Source organism: Parafrigoribacterium mesophilum (genome assembly GCF_039652555.1).
Lineage (GTDB): Bacteria > Actinomycetota > Actinomycetes > Actinomycetales > Microbacteriaceae > Parafrigoribacterium > Parafrigoribacterium mesophilum.
On record NZ_JBDJAF010000001.1, the window covers coordinates 282,048 to 306,984 of the forward strand.

Genomic DNA, 24,937 nt, shown 5'->3' on the forward strand with positions numbered 1-24,937 from the left:
AGATTTGCTGATTCTTGGTTCATCCACCACAGTGAAACCACACCGACGATTGGGAAACTGGAAAAGTGATTGTTGTCGTATGCCCAGGCCAGGGTTCGCAGACCCCCGGATTCCTCGCCCCCTGGCTCGCCGAATCGCGCTTCCGGAACCAGCTTGAAGCAATTTCGGACAGCGTTGGTATGGACCTGGTCGCACACGGCACGGTCTCCGACGCCGACACCATTCGTGACACCGAAGTCGCACAGCCGCTGATTGTCGCGGCCGGCCTGCTCACGCTGAGTGCACTATTCGATGATGGCCGGCGCGACAAAATCGGCGGTATCGCCGGACACTCGGTCGGTGAGATCACTGCCGCCGCCGCCGCCGGCATCCTCACCGAAGCGGATGCGATGGCCTTCGTGCGCGAGCGCGGCAAAGCGATGGCCGCCGCGGCAGCAACAGAGGTCACCGGGATGAGCGCGGTGCTCGGTGCGGACGAGGTTGAACTGCTTCCGCTTCTCGACCGGCTCGGACTGCAACCGGCGAACTTCAACGGTGGCGGTCAGATCGTAGTCGCCGGCGCCGTCGACGCCCTCGACGCTCTCAAGGCGGAGCCGCCGGCGGGTGCCCGGATCATCCCACTTCAGGTCGCCGGTGCATTCCACACACGGTATATGCGTCCCGCTGTCGATCATCTCCGCACGGTCGCCGACGGCGTCACGGCATCCGATCCGACCCTGCGCATCTGGACCAATCACGACGGCTCCGTCGTTGACAATGGACGCGCCTTCGTCGACCTGCTGGTCGGCCAGGTGTCCTCACCGGTACGGTGGGACAAGGCCATGGCCGCCATGGCCCAGGCAGGCATCACCGGGCTCATCGAAGTGGCCCCGGCCGGCGCCCTGGTCGGCCTCGCCCGGCGCGGCTTGAAGGGCATCCCCACCGTCGCGGTGAAAACACCTGATGACCTGCTCGCCGCAATCTCAATGATCGAGGAAAATTGATGACCACTCCAACGCTCAATCAGGCAACCGGCGCGAAATACACGCGTATTTACAGTCTCGGAGCGGCGCGCGGCGACCTCACCGTCACCAACGATGACATCATCGGCCCAATTAACTCCAGCGACGAGTGGATCCGTCAACGTACCGGAATCATCACCCGCAAACGTGCCTCCGCCGGCATGCTGGCCGTCGACCTCGCCACCACCGCAGCCCTGGAAGCCATCGAGAAGTCGGGCGTGCCCGCCAACGAGATCGACCTCGTGCTGTGTGCCACCATCAGCAACGTGCAGCAGACGCCGTCGATGGCTGCCGTGGTCGCCGACGCGGTCGGATCCAATCCCGCAGCGGCATATGACGTCAACGCCGCGTGCGCCGGTTACAGCTACGCGATCGCGCAAGCGGATGCGTTGATCCGCAGCGGAGCTGCCCACTACGCGCTGGTGATCGGCGCCGAGAAACTCTCCGATGTCGTCGATCCGACCGACCGCACCATCTCCTTCCTGCTCGGGGACGGCGCCGGCGCGGCCGTGGTCGGTCCCAGCGAGACCCCAGGCATCTCCCCCACGGTGTGGGGCTCGGACGGTTCCAAAGCGGATGCCGTCGGCATGAATGCCACGCTCGTCGACTTCCGAGACGGCAAGGCGGAATGGCCCACCCTCCGACAGGAAGGCCAGACGGTCTTCCGCTGGGCCGTCTGGGGTATGGCCAAGGTCGCAGCCCGCGCCCTGGAGGCGGCCGGCGTCACCGGAGCCGACCTTGCTGCGTTCATCCCGCACCAGGCGAACATGCGCATCATCGACGAGTTCGCCAAGCTGCTCAAGCTGCCGGATTCCGTGGTCATCGCCCGCGACATCGAGACGACCGGCAACACGTCATCCGCCTCGATCCCGCTGGCGGCGCACCGGCTGCTCGAGGAGCATCCGGAACTCTCCGGCGGCCTCGCGCTCCAGATCGGCTTCGGCGCCGGACTGGTGTTCGGCGCCCAGGTGGTAGTCCTACCGTAAACTTATCCACGCTCACTTCGACACCCCAAGGAGAAACACAATGGCATTGTCTACCGAAGAAGTACTTGCAGGCCTGGCCGAACTCATCAATGACGAGACCGGCATCGCGACGGACACCGTCGAACTGGGCAAGTCCTTCACCGACGACCTGGACATCGACTCGATCTCGATGATGACCATTGTTGTCAACGCCGAGGAGAAGTTCGACGTGAAGATCCCCGATGACGAGGTCAAGAACCTCAAGACCGTCGGCGACGCCGTCGAGTTCATCGTCAAGGCGCAGGGCTAACCGCAGCTGCGCCCGGCAGACCCCCTCGCGGGCCGCGCCAGCAAAGGCGGTGCCACAGCACCGCGTGATCCACTGGAGAAGTCGTTTATGGTCAAGAAGATCGTCGTTACGGGATTGGGCACCAGTTCCCCGCTTGGCGGCAACGTCGAAGACAGCTGGAAGGCTCTGCTTGCAGGGCAATCCGGTGTCTCGACGCTCGACCAGGAATGGGTGGCAAAGTATGACCTGCCGGTGAGCTTCGCCGCGCAGGCCAAGGTGCATCCGACCGATGTGCTCGACCGTGTCGAAACCAGACGTCTGGACCCGAGCAGCCAGTTCGCGCTCATCGCGGCGCGCGAGGCGTGGGCGGATGCCGGATCCCCCGAGATCGACCCGCTGCGCATCGCAGTGGACTGGGCCACGGGCATCGGCGGGATCTGGACTCTCGTGGATGCCTGGGAAGCGCTCCGGGAGCGCGGACCGCGCCGCGTGCTGCCGATGACCGTGCCGATGCTCATGCCGAACGGCCCGGCGGCCGCCATCAGCATGGCGCTGTCGGCGCGCGGTGGCGCACGCACCGTGGTCTCGGCCTGCGCATCTGGTACCGAGTCGATCACGAACGCCTATGACCATCTTCAGGCCGGTCTGGCCGACATTATCATCGCCGGCGGCAGTGAAGCGGCCATCCACCCGCTGCCCATTGCTGCGTTCGCGGCCATGCAGGCGCTGTCCAAGCGCAACGACGACCCGACCAAGGCCTCGCGCCCGTACGACGTCAACCGCGACGGCTTCGTGCTGGGTGAAGGCGGCGGCGCGATCGTGCTGGAGACCGAGGAACACGCGATAGCGCGCGGTGCACACATTTACGCGGAGCTGGCCGGTGGATCGGTCACCAGCGACGCGTATCACATCACCGCACCGGATCCGGAAGGGTCCGCGGCTGCCCGCGCCATGCTCGGGGCCATCGAGCAGGCCGGCGCGACGATCGACGACGTCGCCCACATCAATGCGCACGCCACGAGCACGCCGGTTGGCGACATCGCTGAGTACAACGCGCTGTTGGCGATCTTCGGCGACCGGCTGCACTCCATTCCAGTTTCCGCAACCAAGGGCGCCACCGGCCATCTGCTCGGCGGCACAGGGGCGCTGGAGGCGATCTTCACGATCAAGGCGATCCACGAGCGGATGGCACCGCCTACGATCAACCTCGACGACCAGGATCCCGCAATTCCGTTAGATGTCGTCACGGCGCCGCGCCCACTGGGTGACGGCAGCCTGCTCGCGATCAGCAACTCGTTCGGATTCGGCGGACACAACTCCGTCATCGCGTTCCGGAGTGTCTAGCCCAGGCGCCTATGCAGATCGCCATCGTTTGTGACTACTTCCTCGACTTCGTCGGAGGAGCACAGACCTCCATCCGCGAGCAGAAGCTTGCGTTGGAAGAGGCCGGCCACACGGTCGTGTTGGTGACCACCCGGCGCGGACGGCGCGGGCCCGCGGTGGAGCGACAGGCATCCGGTTTGCGGCTGAAGACGGTGTACACGCTGCCCGGCGTGGACCTGCCGGTGGTCCACGCCGACGAGCGCACGATCGGCCTGCTCACCGACTATTTCCGGGAAGAACAGATCGACGTGGTGCACGTGCAAACCGAGTTCGGGCTCGCCCACGCCTCCGCTGCAGCGGCCGAGCGGCTCGGCATTCCGGTCGTGCACACAGTCCACACGTTTTACTGGGCCAGCGACAGTCCGTTCACGGCGCCGTTGACGCCGGTGATGCGGGTCGCGCTGTGGCTGGCCACGCGGCGCTCCCTGCCCCGCCTGCGGCTGACCAAACGGACCGAGGACAACATCCTGCGCAACCTCACGCTGGACATGGCGCTGCGGGCGGATGCGGTCGTCTCCCCTTCCGCGCACCAGGCGCTGGATCTGGAGGCGGCCGGGGTGCCCGCCCCCGTTCTGGTGGTACCGAATCCGATCGCCACCTCCCCTCGGCCAGCCGTGCCGCTGTCCGCGGCGCAGGCCCAGCATCCGCGGTTCCTCTGGGTGGCGCGGTGCGAGTCGGTGAAGCGGCCGTTGCTGTTCGCGCAGGCGGCCGTGGCGGCGCTCGCCAGAACCGGCGGCGGCTTCAGCGTGGACTTCGTCGGCGACGGCACCGAGCTCGCCGCGCTGCGCAAACTCGTGGCCGGGCATCCGCGATTGCGGGTGCATGGTGCGCTGCCGCATTCGCGCGTGCTGGATCTGATGGACGAGGCATCGGCGGTGGTGCTCAGTTCCCTCGGCTTCGACAACCAGCCCATGACGATTGCCGAAGCCGTCAGCCGCGAGCGTGGCGTGCTGTATTGCGACCCGAAGCTGCGCGAAGGACTCACCGATTCTGGGTTCCTGTCTTCGAACCCGGATGCCGAGGGACTCGCCGACGCGCTCGTCGCGCTGGTATCCGACCCGTCGCTGCTCCTCGAACTCTCCAGGGGTGCAGCAGCCGAGAAGGCCGAATTCAGCCCGGAGCGCTACGTCGAGCACATCCTCGAGGTGTACCGCTCGGCCCGCCACGCTGTCGAACGATAGCTATCCGGACGAGGCATCCCGCCGCGGCGGATCCTCTGGGCCGAAAGACCATCTCTGGGTGCACTCAGTCGGGGCGTCAACCCACCTTGTGCAGCCACACCACCTGGTTGTCGTCGCTCGCGTGCCGGAACGCTTCCAATTCGTCGTCCCACGCCTGGCCCAGCGCGAGCCGTAGCTCCCGATGCAGTTCCAACGTGTTGGAGCCGGCCACCTCCAGGGCATAACGGATGCGATCCTCCGGGATCACGACATTGCCCACGGTGTCGGTCTGCGCGAAGAAGATCCCGAGGTCCGGGGTGTGCAGCCAGCGACCACCGTCGCTGCCGGGGGTGGCATCCTCGGTCACCTCGTAACGCAGGTGCTCCCACCCGCGCAACGCGGAGGCAAGTGCGGCACCGCTGCCCTGCCGACCCTCCCAGTAAAACTCGGCGCGCATGGCACCAGGAAGCACGGGCTGATTCGCCCAATCAAAGTTCACGGCGCGCTCAAGGGCGCGCCCTGCCGCCCACTCGACGTGCGGGCACAGTGCACGTGGCGACGAGTGAATGTAGAGCACTCCCCGCGCGGTTGCTATAGCCACGATGACTCCATTCCAGTTAGGTGCGACTTCCCCATCGACCTGAAGGAACGAGCTACATAGCCTATGAAATTGTGCGGCCGAAGCCGTTAGTTGAATTATTACCGAAATACCACGTGAATAACAAGTGTGTGATTTGCGACACGCGGGGACTCTTGCTGGGAACATGCCGTGTATGTCTATACTCGGTGACTATATACCCGGTGACTGGTTTCGGAGGTCGTCATGTCGGTGCGTCAAAGTCTGCTCGCCATCCTGGATCAGGGGCCCTGTTACGGCTACCAACTCCGCAGTGAGTTCGACCGGCGCACCGGATCGACCTGGCCGTTGAACGTCGGCCAGATCTACAACACTCTGGACCGGCTGGAACGCGACGGGCTGGTCGAGAAGGCGGACCACGATGCCGATGGTCAGATCTACTACCAGATCACCGACGCCGGCCGCACCGAGGTCGCCGGTTGGCTCGGTTCCCCCGTGCTGCGCTCTACCGCGACCCGTGACGAGTTGGCGATCAAACTCGCGGTGGCGGTCACCCTGCCCGGCGTGGACATCAGCCATGTCATCCAAGTGCAACGCAGCGCGACACTGCGCACCCTGCAGGAGCTGACCAAGACCAAGAACGCCACGGATGATCCAGAGTCCTCCGAGGACCTGGCCTGGCTGCTGGTGGTCGACTCGCTGATCTTTGCCGCCGAGGCCGAGGTGCGCTGGCTGGACCACTCCGAAGCGCGGCTGGCCCGCGCATCCGCCGCCGGGCTCGCCGCTCCCCTGCCGTTGAACACCCAGGTGCCTAAACGCGGCCGTCCCGCCAAGGCGGTGGCGAAATGACTCACATGGGTAATTCCCCCAGCAGGTTGGGCAGCGAGCGCCCGCGCGAGCGTATCGAGACCCCGCACCCCGGGGTCCTCCTCCGCCTCGACGGTGTCTCCATGCAGTACGGCAAGGGCGAGACCGCGATCACGGCACTGTCCGGCGTCGACCTCGAGGTGCACGCCGGCGAGCTGGTCGCCATTATGGGCGCCTCTGGATCCGGCAAGTCGACCCTGCTCACCATCGCCGGCGGCCTGACCACGCCGACCAGCGGCGAGGTGATCGTGGAAGGCGAGTGGCTCTCCACCATGTCCCTGTCCGGTGTCGCGGCGCTGCGCCGGCGCACCCTCGGCTTCGTGTTCCAGGACTTCAACCTCATCCCGGCGCTCACCGCGCTGGAGAACGTCACCCTGCCCCTCGAACTGGACGGCTGGAAACGCCGCAAGGCGCGCTCCATCGGCCTGGATGCGCTCCGGGCTGTCGAACTGGCCGATCGAGCCGACCGGTTCCCCGACGACCTCTCCGGCGGCCAGCAGCAGCGCGTGGCCATTGCCCGCGCCATCGTCGGTTCCCGCCGACTGATCCTGGCCGACGAGCCGACCGGGGCGCTGGACAGCAACACCGGCGAGGTGGTGTTGCGGATGCTGCGCGGTCGTGTCGATCATGGCGCCGGTGGGATCCTGGTCACTCACGACGCCCGGCATGCCGCCTGGGCGGACCGGATCGTGTTCCTGCGCGACGGTCGCATCATCGACGAGAGCACCGCGCCGAGGGTGGACCAACTCCTGATCCCCGCCTCGGGCGCATGAAATCGCGGTACCGCCGCGGTCACGCGGCGCACGAGGCCGGCGACTCCGGTGGCCGAGCTGGTCGAGACCTCGAACGCGGTGGTCGAACCGAGTCCGGTGGTCGAACCGAGTCCGGTGGCCGAACCGAGTCCGGTGGTCGAACCGAGTCCGGTGGTCGAGCTTGTCGAGACCCCGAACCTGGATCTCGACAAGCTCGATCACCGGGTGGGGCTCGATCACCGAAATCACCGGAGCGCACCACCGCGGCCGCCCGCTTGGCTCGCAGCCGCATCGCGCTCACCATCGCGCGGCGCACCAGCATCCGCGCCATCGGCCGCAGTACCCTCATCGCTGCGATGGTGGCGTTTCCCGTCGCGGGCATGGCCGGCGCCGCCCTGGTGGCCCAGAGCATGAATCCGACCGCGGACGAGACCATCGCCACCGAGCTCGGTCAGACGCAGGCCAGGGTGAACGTCGTGACCTCGCCCGATCCGACGGTCGTGCAGAACTCGACCCACCCGCAGTTCTGGGGCTGGATCTCGCCGGACCCTTCGCACACCACCGTCGTCGATGACCTCAAGCAGCCGGCCGACCTGTTCCCCGCGGGCACCCGCATCCTGCCGCTCTTCCGGACCACCGTTACGGCGACGACGGCAACCGGGGTCGGCCATTTCGACGCGATCGAGGGTCCGAGCTGGGACCCGTCGCTCGCCGGCCATTTCGACGTGCTCGACGGCCGAGCACCGCACAGTGACACCGAGGTGATGGTCACCGCGTCCACGCTCCCCCGATTGGGAGCAAAGCTCGGCGACACCGTTGAACTGGATGCTCCGGCCCCGTCGACTGTGACGATCGTCGGCGTCCTCGACAACCAAACCCAACCCGACTCGGTGCAGATGTTCTTCGGCCGCCAGGGCGCTCTCTCCGGGACGGCGCCGGCGGAACGCCTCCAGCAAACCGACTTCTACCTCCCGGACACCACGATCACGTGGGCGACGTTGCGGGAACTCAACGCGCAGGGCGCCACCGTGCTCTCCCGCGCCGTACTGTCCGGCCCGCCGCCGGTAGCGCGGGAGCCGTACCAGGACAGCAGCAACAATTTCCTCGCAATCCTTGCCGTCGCGGCGATTGCGGCCGGCTTCGCTGCCTTCGAGGTGATCCTTCTCGCGGGCGCCGCCTTCGCGGTCACCGCGCGCCAGCAGCAGCGCACGCTCGCCACGATCGCGAGCGTCGGTGCCACCCGCCTCACCCTGTTCCGGGTGCTGTCATCCAGCGGGATCGTGCTCGGCGTGATCGGCGGGATCCTCGGCATCGGCGTCGGCATCGCGGGCGGTGCCGTGTTCATGGCCCTCACCGGGGAGGGAGACGCCACCCGCTACTACGGCTTCCATGTGCCCTGGCTGCTGCTGGTGGGTATCGTCGGTTTCGCCGTGCTGATCGGGTGGCTGTCCGCGCTCGTTCCGGCGCGCACTGCGTCCCGGTTCGACATCGTGTCCGCACTGCGCGGGGCGCGTCGGCCACCGGCGCCGAGCATCCGTCGTCCGGTCGCGGGGCTCATTTTGATGATTCTGGGCGTGGTTGTCGGGCTCGGCGGCGGTGCACTCTTCGCGGTGCTCCTCGATGCAGGTCGTGGACTGGGAAATGGCCACCCGCTGCTGTGGGTTCCGATCGTGCTGCTGGTCGTCGGGCCGGTGCTCGCGCAAATCGGGCTCGTGCTGTGCGGGCCGCTCGTGCTCCGCGTCATCGCTCGAATGATGCGGCGCGCCGGAATCGGCGCGAGACTCGCCTCACAGGATGCCGCACGCAACCCCGGCCGCGCCGTGCCGGCCCTGGCCGCAGTGATGACGACGATCTTCGTCGCGGTGTTCGCGATGTCCATGATGGCCTCGGCGGAGCGAAACATGGCGGCGAACTACCAGTACAGCTCCGCCCTCGGCACGGTGAAAGCGCCGCTTGGCTACCAGGAGTATTCCGACAAAGGGCCGGGCAAGTTCGTGCGGTACGCGCATCCACAAGCCATCGCGGACGCCATCCGCAGCAGTGTGAACGTCGCTGACTTGCGCACACTGGCGAGCGTGCATGAACCTGCCGAAATACCCGAGAACCGCGATGGTACGGCGGCGGAGGAACCCTCAGATGGTGGGGACTCTGCCACCTATCCCCTGCCCATGGTCCCGCCGGAGAACCTCTGCCCGACGTCACCTGCGTCTCCCCAGTTCGACCAGATATTCGACAGCGACCCCGCCTCGGCACGGGCCCGAGAAGTGTGGGTGTCCTGGCAGAACGACTGGCGGTGCCGGGACTCCTTCCCGTGGGCGTACTTCGGCGTCGATCACATCTGGGTCGGGGACACGGAGGACCTGGCGCTGATCCTCGGGCACAAGCCGAGTGCGGATGCGCAGCGGGCGCTGGCGGCTGGCGGCGCCGTGTCGTTGTACCCGTCCTACCTCGACAAGGGCCAGGTCACCCTGTCCTGGTGGAACGTTGATCAATTGGGCCAGTTGGCCAGGTCCATGACCACGCCCTCCGGTCCGCCATCGCGAACCATCACCCTGGACGCGGTGCTGGACCGACCCGAGCATCCGCTCTACTTCGGCGTGTTCGTGAGCGAGCACACCGCGAACTCGATTGGCCTGGACTACCAGGACTCGCTGATCCTCGCCTCCACAACCAGCATGCCGACCGATGCCCAGGCCGATGCTCTCGAGTTGGCGGTGCGCAATCTTCCGGACAACCGCCAAGGCTTCCTGAACGCGCATATCGAGCGCGGTCCCGCTCCGTTCGCCCAGCCGTGGGTGTGGGGCCTGCTCGGCCTCAGCGGGCTCATCGCGATCGCCGCATCCGCGGTCGCGATCGGGTTCGCCCGCTTCGACGGCCGTCAGGATGATGCGACCCTGTCCTCACTCGGAGCCGGGCGGCAAGTGCGGCGCGCCTTCGCATTCTGGCAGGCAATCGTCATCACCGGAGTTGGCGCGGTGCTGGGAGCCGGCATGGGACTCATTCCGGCGCTGGCACTGAGTGCGAACGCCGACATGCCATTTGCACCGCCGTGGCTGCAGATCGGGCTGACCGCGATAGCGCTGCCGCTGTTCATTGCATGCGGCAGTTGGCTCTTCACTCGACGCACGCGTGTGTCGGCCAGGCGTGTCACTATCGCGTGACGCAGCCTGCTGCTGTCGAGTAGCGACCGAGCCGGCGAGGCCTTCCTCGCTACTCAACCGGCGATGGCCGAGAGGTGACCGCGTGCGCGATGACGTGGAACACGTGCCAGTGCTTCGTGCCGCCGACCATCGGACCATCCCGGTCCTCCTCAAGGAGTTCGGCCGTTTCCAGTCCGGCGAGCAGCTGCTCGACAGCGGCACGGTCGTGAAAATTCATGTTCGTACTGCCGGCCCAGTCGTCGTGGGGGCCGAACAGTTCGCCGGCGAACCATCCGGAGGGCTCCATGGCGTCCCGAATTGCCTCCCACAGCACCGGGAAGGCGACAGGGGCGCAAAACGGAAGCGCGTAGCCCGCATAGACCAAGTCCGCGGGAGGCAGCTCAAGGATGTCTTCGAAGGACCGTTGCTCGACCGTCAGGCTATCCCTCAGCAGTGGCGGTACATTCTGTCGGATGCGATCGCCCGCGCCGTCCGCCCCGTCGACCGCGTGTACGCGCCAGCCCTGTTGAAGCAGATAGCGGGTATCGGAGCCTTCGCCGGCACCGAGGTCCAGCGCGAAGCCTGCGGTCGTGCCTCGGAGCTCCAATGCACGCTGGAGCGTGGGACGCGGGTCGCGACCGGCCTGCGCGGCGTAAAACGGCATCCAGTCCGTCATGGCGTTCAGCATAGGCCCCCAGCGTCTGACGATGCGGTGTCTTGTGGACGACGCGGCTGCTAGAGCAGCCGCGTCGTCCACCAACAGGAGCCTCGCTGCGATGGGTGCTACTTCGCCTGCGCGTAGTTGTCCACAACCGCTACCGAAAGCGGGAATTGCACAGGTGCCCGGCCGAACAGCAGCACCGCGGCGCGACTGGCGGCATCCTGCACGGCGTCGATCACCGCATCGGTCAGCGTCGCGGGGCAGTGCACCACGATTTCGTCGTGGACGAAGAAAACCAGGTGCGGGGCGTCCGTCAGCCAAGCGCCGCCGCCGAGGTCACGGAGCAGACCGCGCAGCGACGCCATCCAGCACAGTGCCCATTCCGCCGCGGTCCCCTGCACGATGAAGTTTCGGGTGAAGCGACCCCAAGACCGCGCCTCACCGCGGGCACGGCGGCGGTCGGCATCCGTCGCCGTCTCACCGTACGCCTGGGACTGCGCCTGGTGCCACGCGGCTCCCGGATGCGGCGAACTGCGGCCCAGCCGCGTCGTCACGATCTCGCCGCGCTCACCGCGCCGGGCGGCGTCTTCGACCAGGCCGATGGCGCTCGGGTAGGCGCGCGTGAGCTTCGGCATCAGCCGGCCGCTCTCGCCGGTCGTGGCGCCGTACATCGCCCCGAGCATGGCGACCTTGGCCTCGGCGCGGGTCGCTACGGCGCCGCTGGCCAGTATGCCCGCGTACATGTCCTTCTCGCGTCCGGCCTCGGCCATTCGGGCGTCACCGGAGAGGGCGGCGAGGATGCGCGGCTCCAGTTGGGAGGCATCCGCCACCACCAGCTTCCAGCCAGGGTCGGCGACGACTGCGCCGCGGATCTGCTTGGGCAGTTGCAGGGCGCCGCCGCCGCCCTTGCTCGCCCAACGCCCGGTGACCACGCCGCCGACCACGTAGTCCGGGCGGAAGCGCCCGTCGGCCACGTTCGCATCCAGCCAGTGCCAGCCGTTCGCTGCGAGCAGCCGAGACAGCTTCTTGTATTCGAGCAGCGGCGGTATCGCCGGATGGTCGAGCTTCTTCAGCTCCCACGAGCGGGTCGATGCCACGACCAGACCGACACGGCCGAGCGCTTTCAGCAGGTCGGGGGGCGAGTCGGGGTTGAGCTCGGGTGCCTGGAGCGCGTCGCGTACCCGCTGCAGGGCTGCCTCCAGGAGCGCCGGGCGCTCGCCGGCCCGTGGCCTGGGCCCGAGCAGGCTCGTGAGTAGCTGGTCATGGAGGTCTGCGCGCCATGGCAGTCCGGCGAACTGCATTTCGGACGCGACGAGGGCACCGGCGGACTCGGCGGCGAGCAGCAGCCCGATCCGGTTCGGGTCGGGCGCGGATGCGATGGCTTCGCGTTGCATCCGGAATTCGCGCACCGGGTTCGTGGCGTCTGCCGCCGGTTCCTCAGCGGCGAACTCGAACAGCGCGACACCGGTGTGATGCCCCACCGGCTCGACCGGGGCAAAGTCCCATCCGCTGGGCTCGGCCCTGGCGAGCTGGGATGATGCCGTCAGCTCCGAGCGCCGCAGGATCGCGTGTGAAAGCCGCAGGTCGACGCAACGCTCAACCCGAACTCCGGCCGCAAGTAGTGCGGGGTACCAGGCCGTCGTGTCGTCCCACACCCACCGCGGATGCTGCAACTCCAGCCTGGCAACCGCCGCGGCCAGCGCAGAGCGGGTTACGAGTGTCGGCTGCGTGCTGGGGACGCCGGCATCCGTCAGCGGCGTGATCGCGCATCCGTCAGCGTCAGAAGTCAGGGCAACGTGCACTGTTCCAGTCTGCCGTGCGCCACCGACCGCATCCGCCGGCATCCGTCTGCCTTAATCCCGTCTCACGGAGTTTCTGTCTCCGACCGGCCCGGATCCCAATACCGCGGTCCCCGAAGAACAGAATCTCCGTGAAACGGGATCAAGTACCCGGGTAGGTGGGGCGGGGGCCAGGCGGGCAGGGACGCTGGGTGTGGGGGTCAGTGCAGGAGCGTGCCATCCTTGGCGAGCACGTTTTTTTCGCCGGCCTCGATCGGCACCGCGAAGCGGTTCTGCTTCGGCGGCATCGGGCAGTTGAACGCGTACGAGAAGCCGCAGGGCGGCAACACGGCACGGTTGAAGTCCAGGGTGATCGTGCCATCCGGGTTCGGGGCCACATAAAGGAACCGGCCGACGCTGTAAGTCGTGTCGCCGTTGGTGGTGTCACCGAACACCAACTGCAGCGCCCGCCCGGACTTGAACGCCGCCAGGTTGTAGTCCACGCCGTCCTTGGTAAAGGTGATCTCGCCCGGTACCGTGAAGTCGCGCGTCTTGCCCTCGTCCTTCATGTGTTCGAATCCGACCGTCGTACCCCCGGGGATCTCGGTGAACTTCGCGGTGATCACCCACTCCGGGTTATAGCCGAACGCGTCAATGGTGCCGAAGTTCTGGACGGCCTCGGAGTTCGCATCCCATACCCGCAGTGCGTAGTTGCCCTCCTCGCTGGCGATCACGAAGCCGCTCACGGTGTCGCTGAACACGATGTCGCCCGGCTTATCGGAATCCTTGCCGGCGACGACCGCTGAGCCGTCGACCAGTTCACCGTCCACCCGGATGCCATCGGCCGCGGACGCGGTGACCTTCAGCCCCGACTGACCGGCCGGCAACGGCGCCCACACGCCGGGGACACCGTAGATCGACTGTTCCGAATCCACCCATTGCGTGTTAACCAGGGCGAGGTTGCCCTTGGGCTGCACAACGGCGAGGTCGCGGCGCTGCCGGAACACGGCAAGTTGGTCTTCTTCGGTGCTGGTGGTCGTGGTATCGGTCATGGTTCCATCCTTATCGAGGTCACTGACCCTAACCGACAAGAACACGCAATAGTTCCCGCATCGATCGAGTTGTCAGCTCCCTGGATGCGCCGAGCCCGTCGTTCCGGATGCGACCAGTCGCGACCTGACCGATGGCGAAATGCAACACGCCGAGAAAAAGCGGCTCGAGGTCCCGGAGTGTCCCAAAATCTCCTCGGCTACGGGCATCCGAGCATTAAAAAAGACCGGCCCCCGCACTGCGGGAGCCGGCCAGGTTTTTACTTACAGCGGGCGGATGTTCTCCGCCTGCGGGCCCTTGGGACCCTGCGCCAGGTCGAATTCGACCTTCTGGTTCTCGTCCAGCGAGCGGTAGCCGCTCGTGGCGATCGCCGAGTAGTGCGCGAAGACGTCGGGGCTACCATCCTCAGGGGCGATGAAACCAAAGCCCTTTTCGGCGTTGAACCATTTTACTGTTCCTACTGTCATTCTTAATCTCCTCCAGGAGTATTCGCGTAACCCCGACTGCCGGGGCCACTCGTCGCGGTGTTCATCGTCCGCTCCCGAAAGAAACAAGGCGCCAAATACACGGGCGACAGGCATTCAAGATGTGCGAGGTACTGCAACTGCGATCTTGACACTACTGCACAAACCTGGGGACAGTGCAACTATTTTCTCCAATCGACATAATTGGATGCCTCACCGGCGCCTCAAACTAGACCTTTCCATCAACTTTCCACCACAACCTCGCCCGGAGACTTGTCCGGTCGCCAGCCGCGCCAGGACGGCTGCCGCAGTCTCCTGGTCGGTGTCCACTCGGCGAACTCGACCTCTCCGACCAGACTCGGGGTGACCCAACGCGCATCAGCGGCCTCCGCCCGAGGCACCTCAAGGAAAGGGGTGGTTTTGCGGGTCAGCCTCTCGAATCGTACTTCCATGTCGGCCAGTTGCTTCTCCCCGAACCCGGTGCCGACGCGTCCGATGTAGCGTAGGCCGCCCTCCGCCGGCACCCCGACCAGCAGCGATCCGATCGTATGCGCCCGGTTGCCTTTGCCCGGCCGCCAGCCGCCGATGACCACTTCCTGGGTGAGATGGTGCTTGATTTTGATCCAGGCCCGCGATCGTCGTCCGGCGCTGTAGCTACTGCCGCGCTGTTTCGCCAGAACACCCTCCAGTTGCAGTTCGCGACTGCTCTCCATCGCGTGCTGAACATCACCGTCAAACGCCGGCGGCACATGGATGGGCCCTCCTTGCGGCACCGAGACCAGTTCCTCCAGAGCGTGTCGACGGTCGTCGTATCCGTCCCGCATCAGGGAGCGCCCGTCCACCTCGAGCACGTCGAAGAGCATGAGCTGCACCGGCGTCTTGGCAATCGCCGCGTCGACATCCGCCTTCTTGGTCAGCTTCATCCGCGTCTGCAGCAGGCCGAAGTCCGGTCGGCCGGCCTTGTTCACCGCCACGATTTCACCGTCGAGTACCGCAGAGCGGGAACCGACGGCCTCTCGCAGCGGATCGAGAAGATCGGGATAGGTGCGGGAGATGTCGTTGCCGTTGCGGGAGAACAGCAGAACACCGCCGGACGCCTCCAGGTATGCGATCGCCCGGATGCCGTCCCACTTCATTTCGAAGGCCCAGTCGTCGTCCGCAGCGTCGCCGACGACATCCGCAGTGCTCCCCAGCGTCGCGAGCATCGGTGTGATCGGCGTGCGCGGGCCGGATGCCGCCGTGGCGTGGTGCTCGATCGTGCCGGCATCCTTTGGTCGAGCGCTCGAACGGGCACTGCGCGGTTTCGGGCCGGAAGTCTGGTCTTTCATCAGGTGGATCAGCCAGTTCTGCGCCGTCTTACCCTCACCGCCGGTGTGGATGAGCGCGACCCTGGTGGGCTTGCCGAGGCCGCCGCCCGGTTCCCCATGGAGGGTGACGATCACCTCCTCGTCCTCGCGCCACTTCTCCAATTCGTACCGGCCGGAGTCCCAGATCGTCACCTCTCCCCCGCCGTATTCCCCTTCGGGAATGGTTCCCTCGAATGCGCCGTACTCAAGCGGATGGTCCTCCGTCTGCACGGCGAGGTGGTTGGATTTCACGTCGGTGGGCACTCCCTTGGGCAACGCCCACGAGACCAGGACGCCGTCGCGCTCCAAACGGAAGTCCCAGTGCAGTCGGCGTGCATGGTGCTCCTGGATGACGAAGGACTGGCCGCCACCGGCGGCGATGCCCTCCGGCACCGGTTCCGGAGTCTTGGCGGCATCGCGCATGCTGCGGTAGCGAGCCAGCCGGTCGGCCCCGGAGGGTGACAGGGTGAAGTTCGCCATGTGCTCGGGGGTGGGCTCCAGCGCAGCAAGGTGCCCCGCGGTGAGGCCCGCCAGTGGATCCGTCCGTCGCTTCATCCGCCGCATCACCTGTTGGTAATCCAGGTGGGCGAGGCTCTTGTCGGCCAGCTCCTTCCAGGTGCGTGGCACCGCGACGGTCGGATGCGCCCTGCCGCGCAGCGAGTACGGAGTGATCGTGGTTTTCGCGGCGTTGTTCTGACTCCAGTCGACGAGCACCTTGCCCACCCGCAGTGACTTCTTCATGTCGCTGACAATGAGCTCGGGGTGGTCAGCCTCCAGAGCTCTGGCCAGTTCGTGGGCCACCTCGGAAACCTGATCGGAGGTTTGCTTGCCATCGAGGGCGGCGTAGAGGTGGATGCCTTTGCTGCCGCTGGTGACCGGCATCGGGTCCAGTCCCATGTCGGTGAGGATGGCGCGGGCGTACCGCGCCACCTCCGCACACTCGGCCAGTCCGGTGCCCTCCCCGGGGTCGAGGTCGAGCACCAGCCGATCCGGGTTCAGCTGGCTTCCGGTGCGCCCGAACCGCCACTGCGGTACATGGATCTCCAGGGAAGCGATTTGCGCCAGCCAGGTGAGCGTGGCGAGGTTGTTGACCAGCGGGTACGCGTTGGCGTGGTTGGAGTGCTCAATCGTGGCCCGCTTCACCCAGGCTGGTGCGGAATCTTCCAGGTTCTTCTGAAAGAACACGGTGCCGGGCTTCTTCGCCGTGCCGACCCCGTTCACCCAGCGTTTGCGGGTCGCCGGACGGTCGGCGGAGTGAGGCAGCAGAAACGGGGCGATGGCGGCGTAATAGGCCAACACATCCGCCTTCGTCGTGCCGGTCTCCGGATAGAGCACCTTGTCGAGATTGGTGAGGGCGATGCGGTGTCCCTCGACGGTGACAATCTGTTTCTGCGCCATGCGCCCAGCATGCCCGGCTGCGCCGAAACCGGGTACCCGCGGCGGCCCAACGGGGGTGTACTGGGCGCATGAGAGCAATGTGGAAAGGGTCCATCGCATTCGGGCTCGTCAACGTGCCCGTCAAGCTGTATAGCGCCACCGAGAGCCACGACGTGCAACTGCACCAAGTGCACGATGAAGACGGTGGACGCATCCGGTACCAGCGCCGCTGCGAGGTGTGCGGCAAGATCATCGACTACGAGCACATCGACAAGGCGTACGACTCCGGCGACCGCACCGTGATCCTCACCGACGAGGACTTCGCCGCATTACCGGAGGGACGCAGCCGGGAGATCGAGGTGGTCGAGTTCGTGCCGAGCGAGCAGCTGGACCCGATCATGTTCGACCGGAGCTACTTTCTGGAGCCGGATTCGAAGTCGCCGAAGGCCTACACACTGCTGCGGCGCACCCTGGAAGAGACCGATCGGATCGCCATCGTGCATTTCGCGCTGCGGGACAAGACCAGACTGGGCGCATTGCGAGTTCGCGACGACGTGCTGATGCTGCAATCCCTGCTCTGGGACGACGAGGTGCGGGAGGCGAAGTTTCCGTCGCTGGACGAGAAGGTGAAGATCTCAGACAAGGAACTGGAGATGTCTTCCGCCTTGGTGGATTCCTTCGCGTCGGACTTCACCCCTGACGACTACAGCGACGCCTACCAGGAGCAACTGCGTGCCCTGATCGACGCGAAATTGGAGCACGGCGAGTCGGTCGACACCGAGGCCACCTTCGGTGAAACCGCACAGGAACCGGCAGGCGGCGAGGTGATCGACCTGATGGAGGCGTTGCGCCGCAGCGTCGAGAAGAACCGTCCGACCAAGGCGGGGGCGACGAAGCCGGATGCCCGGAAGTCGGCCCCTAAAGGCGCCGGCACGGCCAAAGCCGGCAGCGCTAAATCGAGCTCACGAAAATCCGCCACCGCAACATCTGCGAAGAGCGTTCCCGAGGAATCCGGTGCCGCGAAACCCCGCACCACGAAAACCGGCGGAAGGAAGCGCGCCGCATCGGACGAGCCAGAGGAAGAAAACGCCACCAAGCGGACCCGCACCCGCAAGGGCGCATAGCCCAGGGAAGGACGCCTATCCGAGGATCAGGGCCCGCAGCGCGGGTTCCGCGGCACCGGCCAGGCTGATCGTTTCCCCGGCGGTGTACCGGTCGATCAGTCTGGGGTCGATGTAGCTCTTCCGCGCGATCGTCGGTGTGTTCCCGAGTACCGTCGCCGCCTGGGCGGATGCCGCGGCGATCGCCCGCGACTGCGCCCTGGCACTGGTCTGAACGCCCGACTCGGCCAGGCTCACCGCCGCAGCCACAGTGCCGTGCAGCGTGCGGAAGTCTTTCGCAGTGAAGTCCCCGCCGGTGCGCTCCCGCACGTAGCTGTTGATTTCTGTTGCAGAGAGCGCATGATCGGCGTCCCAGCTCAGAAGCAGCGCGTCGTCCGGGCGCCGGAGGCATTCGCGCACAAACCCGGCCAGATCCGGGTCGACGATCTCACTTTCCCAGATCTGACCGCTCTTGGCCGGAAAGCACAGCGCCACGGTGTCTCGAGACACCGACACATGCGAACAGAGCAATGTCGACAGTCCGTGGCTGCCGTTCGCATCCGTATAGCGCTCGCTGCCGATGCGCAGTGACCCGGTGTCGAGCATCCGGAAGGCGGCGGCGAGCGCCCGGATGCGCGGGTCGCTGGCGTCCCGGAGCGCGCGGGTAACCTGTGCGCGTGCCGTGGGCAGCGAAATCGCCAGCTCGAGCGCCCTGTCGAACTTCACCCGGTCGCGGGCCTCGCGCCACAGCGGGTGATAAAGATACTGTCGCCGGCCGGCGGCGTCCAACCCGGTCGCCTGAATGTGGCCACTCGGGTACCGGCAGATCCAGACATCGCTCCACGCCGGAGGAATGGCCAAGCTGGTAAAGCGGGCACGCAATTGCGCGTCCCGCACGGTGTTGCCTGCGGGGTCCAGGTACCTGAACCCGCGTCCCGAGGCGCGTCGTCGGTAGCCCTGACCCGATGGATTGCTTCGCCGCAGTCGGCCCATCGTCACCCCCTCCCGAACGGCTGGCGCATCCGCTCATGATGCGTTGACGTTAGTACACCGCTTCCCCGGGTGCAGCAACCGGGTTGTCAGCACCCGGAGGCGGTGCTTGCGTGGCGATACACCCGCCGAATGAGAGAAAGCTGCTGCACCGTGACGAGCGACCAACTGACCTTTCAGGATCCAGCGAAACGATACCCGGCGATCTCGCCACCGGAACAGCACCAGAGCGAACCTGGCCTGGACCGGGATCTGGAACCGCAGTCCGATCGCGGCGAGGAGACCTACCGAGGCACCGGCCGGCTGCAGGGCCGCAAAGCACTGATCACGGGGGCAGATTCCGGGATCGGGGCGGCGGTGGCGATCGCGTTCGCCCGCGAGGGCGCCGACGTCGCGTTCGCCTATCTTCCGTCGGAAGACCCGGATGCCGACGAGGTCGTGTCGCTGATCGAAGCCGCCGGACGCAAGGCCGTTCCGTTGCCGCGGGACGTGAGCACCGCCGACAACTGTCGCTCCCTCGTCGCCGACGCGGTAAGCGCGCTCGGTGGACTAGACATCCTGGTGAACAACGCAGGCAAGCAGGTGTTCTGCGAGCAACTGGAGGACCTCAGCGACGAGCAGTTCGATGAGACCTTTAAGGTGAACGTGTACGCGATGTTCTGGATCACCAAGGCCGCCCTCCCCCATCTGCCGCCTGGCTCCTCGATCGTCAACACGTCCTCAGTCGAGGCGTACAAGCCCGCGCCGATCCTGCTTGACTACGCCACCACCAAAGCGGCGATCAACACGTTCTCGAAGGGACTGGCGCAGCAGCTGGCGCCTCGCGGCATCCGCGTGAACACGGTCGCGCCCGGGCCGATATGGACGCCATTGCAGGTGTCGGAGGGACAGCCGAAGGACAAGCTGCCGAAATTCGGCAGTTCTTCGCCGATCGGACGCGCCGGACAGCCCACGGAAGTGGCGCCCGCATACGTGTTCCTGGCCTCCGCGGAATCCAGCTATGTCACCGGCGAAACGCTCAACGTGAACGGCGGCATGCCGACGCCCTGACTGAGGAGGAGCCGATGGTGCGCAGCGACGAATACGGGGTTTCCGAAGGCAGGAACGAGACCGCAGACGAACGGTACGACCGCAACTGGGTGGAGATCCTTCAAGAGCTTCGCGTCACGCAGACCGGAACCCAGATCATCAGCGGCTTTCTGCTGACACTGGCGTTCCAGCAGCGGTTCAGCGACCTCGATACCTTTCAGGTCGCCGTGTATGTCGTGCTGGTACTGCTCGCCGCCGTGAGCACGTGCCTCGGCTTGACTCCCGTGAGCCTGCATCGCACGCTGTTCCGTCGGCATGAGAAGAGAAGGATCGTCGTCATCGGAAACCGTCTGCTCAAGGCGACGCTCGTGGCCGTGTCGGTGCTCACCGCCGGGGTGGTCCTCTTCATCCTCGACGTCGTCGTCGGTCGCATCGCCGGAGTCATCGCTGGCGTGACGACACTGGTGTTTCTCGGCATCATGTTGCTTCTGATGCCGCGACTGGCGGGGGCGTCGCGATGACCAGGCACCACCCGATCGCACGGTTCTTCAGGGTGCTCGGCCCGGCAACTCATGGACGCGTGGCGCAATGGCAAACTAGCGGCGACGCTGGGCTGGACGACCGCCGTGGTGATGGCCGGGGCTGGGCTGGTCGGACTATGGCACCTGAGCTGATCGCCCAGGTGCCATAGGAAAGACGCTAGTCCTTCGTGAACGCGTCCTTGACGTTTTCGCCGGCCTGCTTCAAGTTGGCCTTGGTCTGGTCCATGCGGCCCTCGGCCTCCATGCTCTCGTCGTCGGTCGCGTCTCCGAACGCTTCCTTCGCCTTACCCTTGGCCTTTTCCGCGGCGTTCTCAAACTTGTCTGAAGCACCCATGATGGTTTCTTCCCCTTCGACTCAATCGTTGATGAGGCCACGCTAAGAGATGGCGGCCCCACCGGGGAGGGGGTTGACATCCCACCCGGCCGTGGCAGGCGGCCTCCCGGGAACGCTTTCCAGCAGGGTGGGGCGGACGGGACTTGAACCCGTGACCGACGGATTATGAGTCCGCTGCTCTAACCAGCTGAGCTACCGCCCCGAACCGGCCACTGCCGCTATTTCGCCGCGTCATTGACCGAAACGTCGGTGACCGGGTCGGTCACCGGTTCCCCACGATACAGGCTCTCGAAGGTGTCGAGAGTGCGCTCGATGTCGTGTGCCTCGATGTATTTCAGGCTGTTCCGTTTCATTCGGGCGAGGTCGGAGTCGGACGCCGTGAGCACCTTGGTGAGCTTCGCCGCCAGGTCGTCCACATTGGCCGGCTCGAACAGGTACCCGTTCTTGCCGTTGTGCACCAGATGCGGCAAGGCCATGGCGTCGGCGGCGACCACGGGGAGCCCGGATGCCATCGCCTCCATCGTGGCGATGCTCTGCAATTCAGCGATCGACGGGATCGCGAACACGGTCGCTCGGGTGAGCGCTGCACGCAACTCCTCATCGGTGACGTGTCCGGTGAAGGTGGTGCGCTGCGCGATGCCGAGGTCGTTGGCCAACTGCTGCAGCTGGTGAAGCAGATCTCCTCCGCCAACGATCTCCAACTGCACCTGCAGGGCCGGATCCAGCTTCGCGACGGCGCGCAGCAACACGTCCAGATGCTTCTCCCCGGTCACCCGGCCCACGAACACCACCCGGTTCTCGGTGCTCTTCTCAAAGCTCGGGGTGTAATCACTCGCGGTGATCCCGCAGGACACGGCGTGCACACCGGTGAGGTCGGTCTCGGCCTCCAGGAAGTCGGCCGCCTTGCGACTGGGCGAGGTGACCGCGTCGCACAGTCGGTACGTCTTCGAGGCGTCGTTCCAGGCGATGTTGATCGCAGTCTTTCGCAGGAACTTGGGCAACAGGGTGTGCTCGATCAGGTTCTCGGGCATGAAGTGGTTGGTGGCTACCACTCGGATGCCACGCTTGTGCGCCTGCCGTGCGAGCCCGCGACCGATGATGATGTGGGACTGGATGTGCACGACATCCGGTCGGAACTCGTCGAGGATCTTCGCAGCGTTTGCCTGGCTGGTCCACGGCATGGCAAAACGCAGCCAATCGTGCGGATACCAGCGCAACGAGAACAGTCGGTAGACCAGGAACGACGCGCCGTCGTGCTCCTCGACAACGGCACCGTGCTTGCGGCTGGCCGCCGGCGCCTCGACCCTTACGTTGTGACCTCGGGCCACCAAACCGGCCGCGAGCCTGGAGGCAAAGTTCGCGGCTCCGTTGACATCCGGGGGGAACGTGTCGGCACCGATCAGGATGCGCAGGGGTTCCTTTCGCGTAGCGTCTGGTCCGTTCACAGCGTCAGGCAAATTCGTGTTCGATCCTTTGTCGTTCGTGGTCCGTAACCACCCTAGTGCTGAGATTGCGGATGATGCTTGGCCAACTGCAGTACTCCATAAACGGCGATCACGCCCGCGACGGCGAAGGCGACAACCGCGAACCACGGCGCTTCCGCCGCTTCCTGCAAGACGACAACCCCGATGGTGACGGCCACCAGCGGGTCGATCACCGTCAGCCCGGCGATGACCAGATCCGGGGGTCCCGAGGAATACGCGCTCTGCACAAAATACCCGCCGAGCGCGGCAGCGGCAAGCAGCGCGATCACGCACAGCACGGTGAGCCACTCGAGTTGACCGATGTGGAAGGTGGGGATGAACAGGGTCTTGATCCTGTCGATGACGACCTTGGCCAGCGTTGCGACGAAACCGTAGAGCACGCCGGCGCCGATGATGTAGACGATCGCCTTGAACCGATTGCGGAGGTAGGCGAAGAACAGCGCGAAGGCGATGGTCACGACCGCCAGGATGATGAGGATGGCGATCAACTGCCCCTCGCTCACCGGGCTGGAGGTCGCGGTGAAAGCGGCGATGGTCACAAAGATGCCGATTCCGCCGACGCACAGCACGATGGCTCGGATCGACGCGCGCTCCAGCCGCACCTTGGAGATTCGAGCGTTGACAATCGCCGTGATGACCAGGGCGATCGCCCCCAGCGGCTGTACGACGATGATCGGTGCCAGGCCCAGGCTGGTCAGCTGGAAGACGACCGCGAGGCCGAGCATGAGGGTGCCGATCACCCAGGACGGGCGCCGCAGCAGCAACAGCAGTTGGCGCCTGCTCAGCCCGGATCGGGCGGGTTCGACCGAGTGTGCTTCCATCTTGGTCACGCCGCGGTGTTGGAACTGTGCCCCGAGCGCCAGGAACACGGCACCCACCAGCGCGACGGGAATCCCGAGTCCCTGCTGCGGGGTGAGGGTGATGGCGTGTATCGCGAAGTCGTTCAGATCCAGCGGCACCCCACGACCCTACCCGGTGAGCCCACGATATTCTTGCCGAATGGCCGTACTTCCCATTCGAATCACCGGAGACCCGGTACTGCACTTTCCCGCCGCGCCGGTGACCGATTTCGGGCCTGATCTGGACACGCTGGTGTCGGACATGATCGAGACGATGCACGCCGCCCCGGGCGTCGGACTGGCCGCCCCGCAGGTCGGCGTGCCGCTGCGGGTCTTCGTCTACGACTGGACCGACGACGATGAGCACCGGATGCACGGGGTGGCGATCAACCCGGAGCTGTGGATCAGCCCGGTGCCGGCCGGCGAGGCCGATGAGGAGGTCGAGTCCGAGGGGTGTCTGTCCGTCCCCGGGGAGCGGTTCCCGCTTCGGCGGTCTCCGCTGGCCGTGCTGCGCGCCGTCGACGTCCACAACGCGCCGTTCGAGATCCGCACCGGCGGCTGGCTCGCGCGCATCCTGCAACACGAATATGACCATCTGGACGGTGTGCTCTACGTGGACCGGCTAGAGCACGTCCACGGCAAGGCGGCCGCCAAGGCGATTCGCAAGAACGGCTGGGGAATCCCTGGTCAGAGCTGGCTGCCCGGCGTCGACGACCTGGAAGGCTAGCCCAGCGCTCGTAAGCCGGCGGCGACGACCGCCGCGGCGATCACCACGAGGATGAACGGCACCCGCAAGGCGAACAGCACGGCGGCGACGAGGATTGCCGGAACGCGCGCATCCAGGGTCACCTGGGTGCCGGCACCCAGCGTCTGCACCGCGACCAGGGCCGACAGCAGCGCCACCGTGAGCAGATTGGCCACCCGGGAGGGCATCGGCCGCTCCAGCAATGATTCCGGCACGAGATAGCCGCCGAGTTTGAGGGCGAGACACGCCAGCGAGGCGATGATCACGATGAGCCAGAGCGTCACGAGCGCTCCTCCGCACGGTCGTTCCGGTGTCCCTCCGCATGGCTCGACGGTGCCGGCCTGCCGGTCGGCGGTGCGCTGGAGACGCCTCCGGGTTTTCCAAGCCAGTTGAACACCCCGACGACAACCGCCACGATCCCAGCGACGAGCACCGGCAGCCCCGGCATCAACACCGGGGTGAGCGCCGCAGCCACCACAGCGGCCCCAGCAGCCACCGCGACCGTCTGCAGCTCTCGCATCCTGGGCCACAACAGGCCGAGGAACGCGGCAGCAGCGGCGGCATCCAGTCCATACTGTCGCACGTCGCCCAAGGCGTCGCCGATCAGTGCACCGATGAGGGTCGTGATGTTCCAACCGATGAAGGTCGCCGCCGCGGTCACCCAGAACCCGACTCGCCCCGCGCGCGGCGTGCGTTGTGTCGTCGCGACCGCGGTCGTCTCATCGATGGTCACCCAGGCGGCGACGAGTCGACGGAACCAGCCGCGACCGATGATCGGCGACACTCTGGCGCCGTACACGCCATTGCGGATGCCGAGGATCGCGGCGCTGGCGATGGCCGAGCCGCCCGCCGCGACGCCGCCGGAGGCCAGAACACCGATGAGCGCGAACTGCGAACCACCGGTGAACATCAGCAGGCTCATCACGCAGGTTTGCCAGACGTCCAGTCCCGCCGCGACGGCGAGTGCGCCGTAAGAGACGCCATACGCCGCAGCGGCCAAACCGACAGCGAGCCCTGCCCGCAGGGCGGCCGACTCGTCGTCAGATCTCGGCATGCGCGTCCAC

General features: G+C 66.2%; 24 protein-coding genes and 1 tRNA gene. 12 read left to right on the top strand and 13 right to left on the bottom strand.

Features of this window, described 5'->3' with window-relative positions:
• The first annotated feature begins 65 nt into the window (after positions 1-65).
• The 5 genes from ABFX56_RS01410 (at position 66) to ABFX56_RS01430 (ending at position 4,819) form a co-directional block, all read left to right on the top strand.
• Entirely contained in the window at positions 66-983 is a 918-nt protein-coding gene (locus ABFX56_RS01410) for an ACP S-malonyltransferase (protein ID WP_346231492.1), read from the top strand.
• Positions 983-1,987: a beta-ketoacyl-ACP synthase III gene (locus ABFX56_RS01415; RefSeq protein WP_346231493.1), complete on the top strand. Its 1,005-nt coding sequence runs from the start codon at positions 983-985 to the stop codon at positions 1,985-1,987. The genes ABFX56_RS01410 and ABFX56_RS01415 overlap by 1 nt, the downstream gene beginning before the upstream one ends.
• A 40-nt stretch (positions 1,988-2,027) precedes the next feature.
• The gene (locus ABFX56_RS01420; protein WP_346231494.1) at positions 2,028-2,276 is read left to right on the top strand and encodes an acyl carrier protein; all 249 of its coding nucleotides are present in this window, start codon (positions 2,028-2,030) and stop codon (positions 2,274-2,276) included.
• 87 nt (positions 2,277-2,363) lie between these two features.
• A complete protein-coding gene (locus ABFX56_RS01425; protein ID WP_346231495.1) occupies positions 2,364-3,599 on the top strand; it encodes a beta-ketoacyl-[acyl-carrier-protein] synthase family protein in 1,236 nt (411 codons plus the stop codon).
• Between the two features lie 11 nt (positions 3,600-3,610).
• Positions 3,611-4,819, top strand: coding sequence for a glycosyltransferase family 4 protein (locus ABFX56_RS01430; protein ID WP_346231496.1), 1,209 nt, complete (start codon positions 3,611-3,613; stop codon positions 4,817-4,819).
• Between the two features lie 76 nt (positions 4,820-4,895).
• Here ABFX56_RS01430 and ABFX56_RS01435 read toward each other — a convergent pair whose 3' ends face one another.
• Positions 4,896-5,399: a DUF3145 domain-containing protein gene (locus ABFX56_RS01435; protein WP_346231497.1), complete on the bottom strand. Its 504-nt coding sequence runs from the start codon at positions 5,397-5,399 to the stop codon at positions 4,896-4,898.
• A gap of 222 nt (positions 5,400-5,621) precedes the next feature.
• Here ABFX56_RS01435 and ABFX56_RS01440 point away from each other — a divergent pair, with 222 nt between their 5' ends.
• The 3 genes from ABFX56_RS01440 to ABFX56_RS01450 all read left to right on the top strand — a co-directional run bounded on the left by ABFX56_RS01440 (position 5,622) and on the right by ABFX56_RS01450 (position 10,155).
• Entirely contained in the window at positions 5,622-6,224 is a 603-nt protein-coding gene (locus ABFX56_RS01440; RefSeq protein WP_346231498.1) for a PadR family transcriptional regulator, read from the top strand.
• 101 nt (positions 6,225-6,325) lie between these two features.
• Complete coding sequence (locus ABFX56_RS01445; protein ID WP_346233116.1) at positions 6,326-7,015, top strand: ABC transporter ATP-binding protein; 690 nt, start codon at positions 6,326-6,328, stop codon at positions 7,013-7,015.
• Between the two features lie 254 nt (positions 7,016-7,269).
• Positions 7,270-10,155: an FtsX-like permease family protein gene (locus ABFX56_RS01450; RefSeq protein ID WP_346231499.1), complete on the top strand. Its 2,886-nt coding sequence runs from the start codon at positions 7,270-7,272 to the stop codon at positions 10,153-10,155.
• Between the two features lie 49 nt (positions 10,156-10,204).
• Here the strand turns inward: ABFX56_RS01450 and ABFX56_RS01455 are convergent, their stop codons facing one another.
• From ABFX56_RS01455 to ABFX56_RS01475, 5 genes are all read right to left on the bottom strand, one after another.
• Positions 10,205-10,810 (bottom strand): class I SAM-dependent methyltransferase, encoded by a 606-nt coding sequence (locus ABFX56_RS01455; protein WP_346231500.1) that lies wholly within the window; start codon positions 10,808-10,810, stop codon positions 10,205-10,207.
• A 107-nt stretch (positions 10,811-10,917) separates the two neighbouring features.
• Complete coding sequence (locus tag ABFX56_RS01460; RefSeq protein WP_428834381.1) at positions 10,918-12,597, bottom strand: bifunctional 3'-5' exonuclease/DNA polymerase; 1,680 nt, start codon at positions 12,595-12,597, stop codon at positions 10,918-10,920.
• A gap of 197 nt (positions 12,598-12,794) precedes the next feature.
• Entirely contained in the window at positions 12,795-13,625 is an 831-nt protein-coding gene (locus ABFX56_RS01465; protein WP_346231502.1) for a DUF1684 domain-containing protein, read from the bottom strand.
• A gap of 261 nt (positions 13,626-13,886) precedes the next feature.
• Positions 13,887-14,090: a cold-shock protein gene (locus ABFX56_RS01470; protein WP_346231503.1), complete on the bottom strand. Its 204-nt coding sequence runs from the start codon at positions 14,088-14,090 to the stop codon at positions 13,887-13,889.
• 239 nt (positions 14,091-14,329) lie between these two features.
• Entirely contained in the window at positions 14,330-16,831 is a 2,502-nt protein-coding gene (locus ABFX56_RS01475; protein WP_346231504.1) for an ATP-dependent DNA ligase, read from the bottom strand.
• A 68-nt stretch (positions 16,832-16,899) separates the two neighbouring features.
• On the opposite strand from ABFX56_RS01475, the gene ku reads away from it, so the two are divergent.
• Complete coding sequence (gene ku / locus ABFX56_RS01480) at positions 16,900-17,934, top strand: non-homologous end joining protein Ku (RefSeq protein ID WP_346231505.1); 1,035 nt, start codon at positions 16,900-16,902, stop codon at positions 17,932-17,934.
• A gap of 15 nt (positions 17,935-17,949) precedes the next feature.
• Here ku and ABFX56_RS01485 read toward each other — a convergent pair whose 3' ends face one another.
• Positions 17,950-18,903, bottom strand: a complete 954-nt coding sequence (locus ABFX56_RS01485; protein ID WP_346231506.1) for a DNA topoisomerase IB — start codon at positions 18,901-18,903, stop codon at positions 17,950-17,952.
• A gap of 129 nt (positions 18,904-19,032) precedes the next feature.
• On the opposite strand from ABFX56_RS01485, the gene ABFX56_RS01490 reads away from it, so the two are divergent.
• Both ABFX56_RS01490 and ABFX56_RS01495 read left to right on the top strand, forming a co-directional pair.
• The gene (locus ABFX56_RS01490) at positions 19,033-19,950 is read left to right on the top strand and encodes an SDR family oxidoreductase (RefSeq protein WP_346231507.1); all 918 of its coding nucleotides are present in this window, start codon (positions 19,033-19,035) and stop codon (positions 19,948-19,950) included.
• 14 nt (positions 19,951-19,964) lie between these two features.
• On the top strand, positions 19,965-20,450 hold the full coding sequence (locus ABFX56_RS01495) for a DUF6328 family protein (protein WP_346231508.1): 486 nt from the start codon (positions 19,965-19,967) through the stop codon (positions 20,448-20,450).
• 178 nt (positions 20,451-20,628) lie between these two features.
• On the opposite strand, the gene ABFX56_RS01500 is transcribed toward ABFX56_RS01495, so the two are convergent.
• From ABFX56_RS01500 to ABFX56_RS01515, 4 genes are all read right to left on the bottom strand, one after another.
• On the bottom strand, positions 20,629-20,805 hold the full coding sequence (locus ABFX56_RS01500; protein WP_346231509.1) for a CsbD family protein: 177 nt from the start codon (positions 20,803-20,805) through the stop codon (positions 20,629-20,631).
• Between the two features lie 128 nt (positions 20,806-20,933).
• Positions 20,934-21,007: transfer RNA gene (locus ABFX56_RS01505), tRNA-Ile, on the bottom strand.
• A gap of 16 nt (positions 21,008-21,023) precedes the next feature.
• Positions 21,024-22,250, bottom strand: coding sequence for a glycosyltransferase (locus ABFX56_RS01510; RefSeq protein WP_346231510.1), 1,227 nt, complete (start codon positions 22,248-22,250; stop codon positions 21,024-21,026).
• A 53-nt stretch (positions 22,251-22,303) separates the two neighbouring features.
• Positions 22,304-23,248, bottom strand: a complete 945-nt coding sequence (locus ABFX56_RS01515) for a DMT family transporter (protein ID WP_346231511.1) — start codon at positions 23,246-23,248, stop codon at positions 22,304-22,306.
• A 40-nt stretch (positions 23,249-23,288) separates the two neighbouring features.
• On the opposite strand from ABFX56_RS01515, the gene def reads away from it, so the two are divergent.
• Entirely contained in the window at positions 23,289-23,855 is a 567-nt protein-coding gene (gene def, locus ABFX56_RS01520) for a peptide deformylase (protein ID WP_346231512.1), read from the top strand.
• On the opposite strand, the gene ABFX56_RS01525 is transcribed toward def, so the two are convergent.
• Both ABFX56_RS01525 and ABFX56_RS01530 read right to left on the bottom strand, forming a co-directional pair.
• A complete protein-coding gene (locus tag ABFX56_RS01525; RefSeq protein ID WP_346231513.1) occupies positions 23,852-24,157 on the bottom strand; it encodes an AzlD domain-containing protein in 306 nt (101 codons plus the stop codon). The two genes, def and ABFX56_RS01525, sit on opposite strands and share 4 nt — an antisense overlap.
• Complete coding sequence (locus ABFX56_RS01530; protein ID WP_346231514.1) at positions 24,154-24,927, bottom strand: AzlC family ABC transporter permease; 774 nt, start codon at positions 24,925-24,927, stop codon at positions 24,154-24,156. Before ABFX56_RS01530 ends, ABFX56_RS01525 begins: the two co-directional genes overlap by 4 nt.
• Positions 24,928-24,937: the final 10 nt, after the last annotated feature.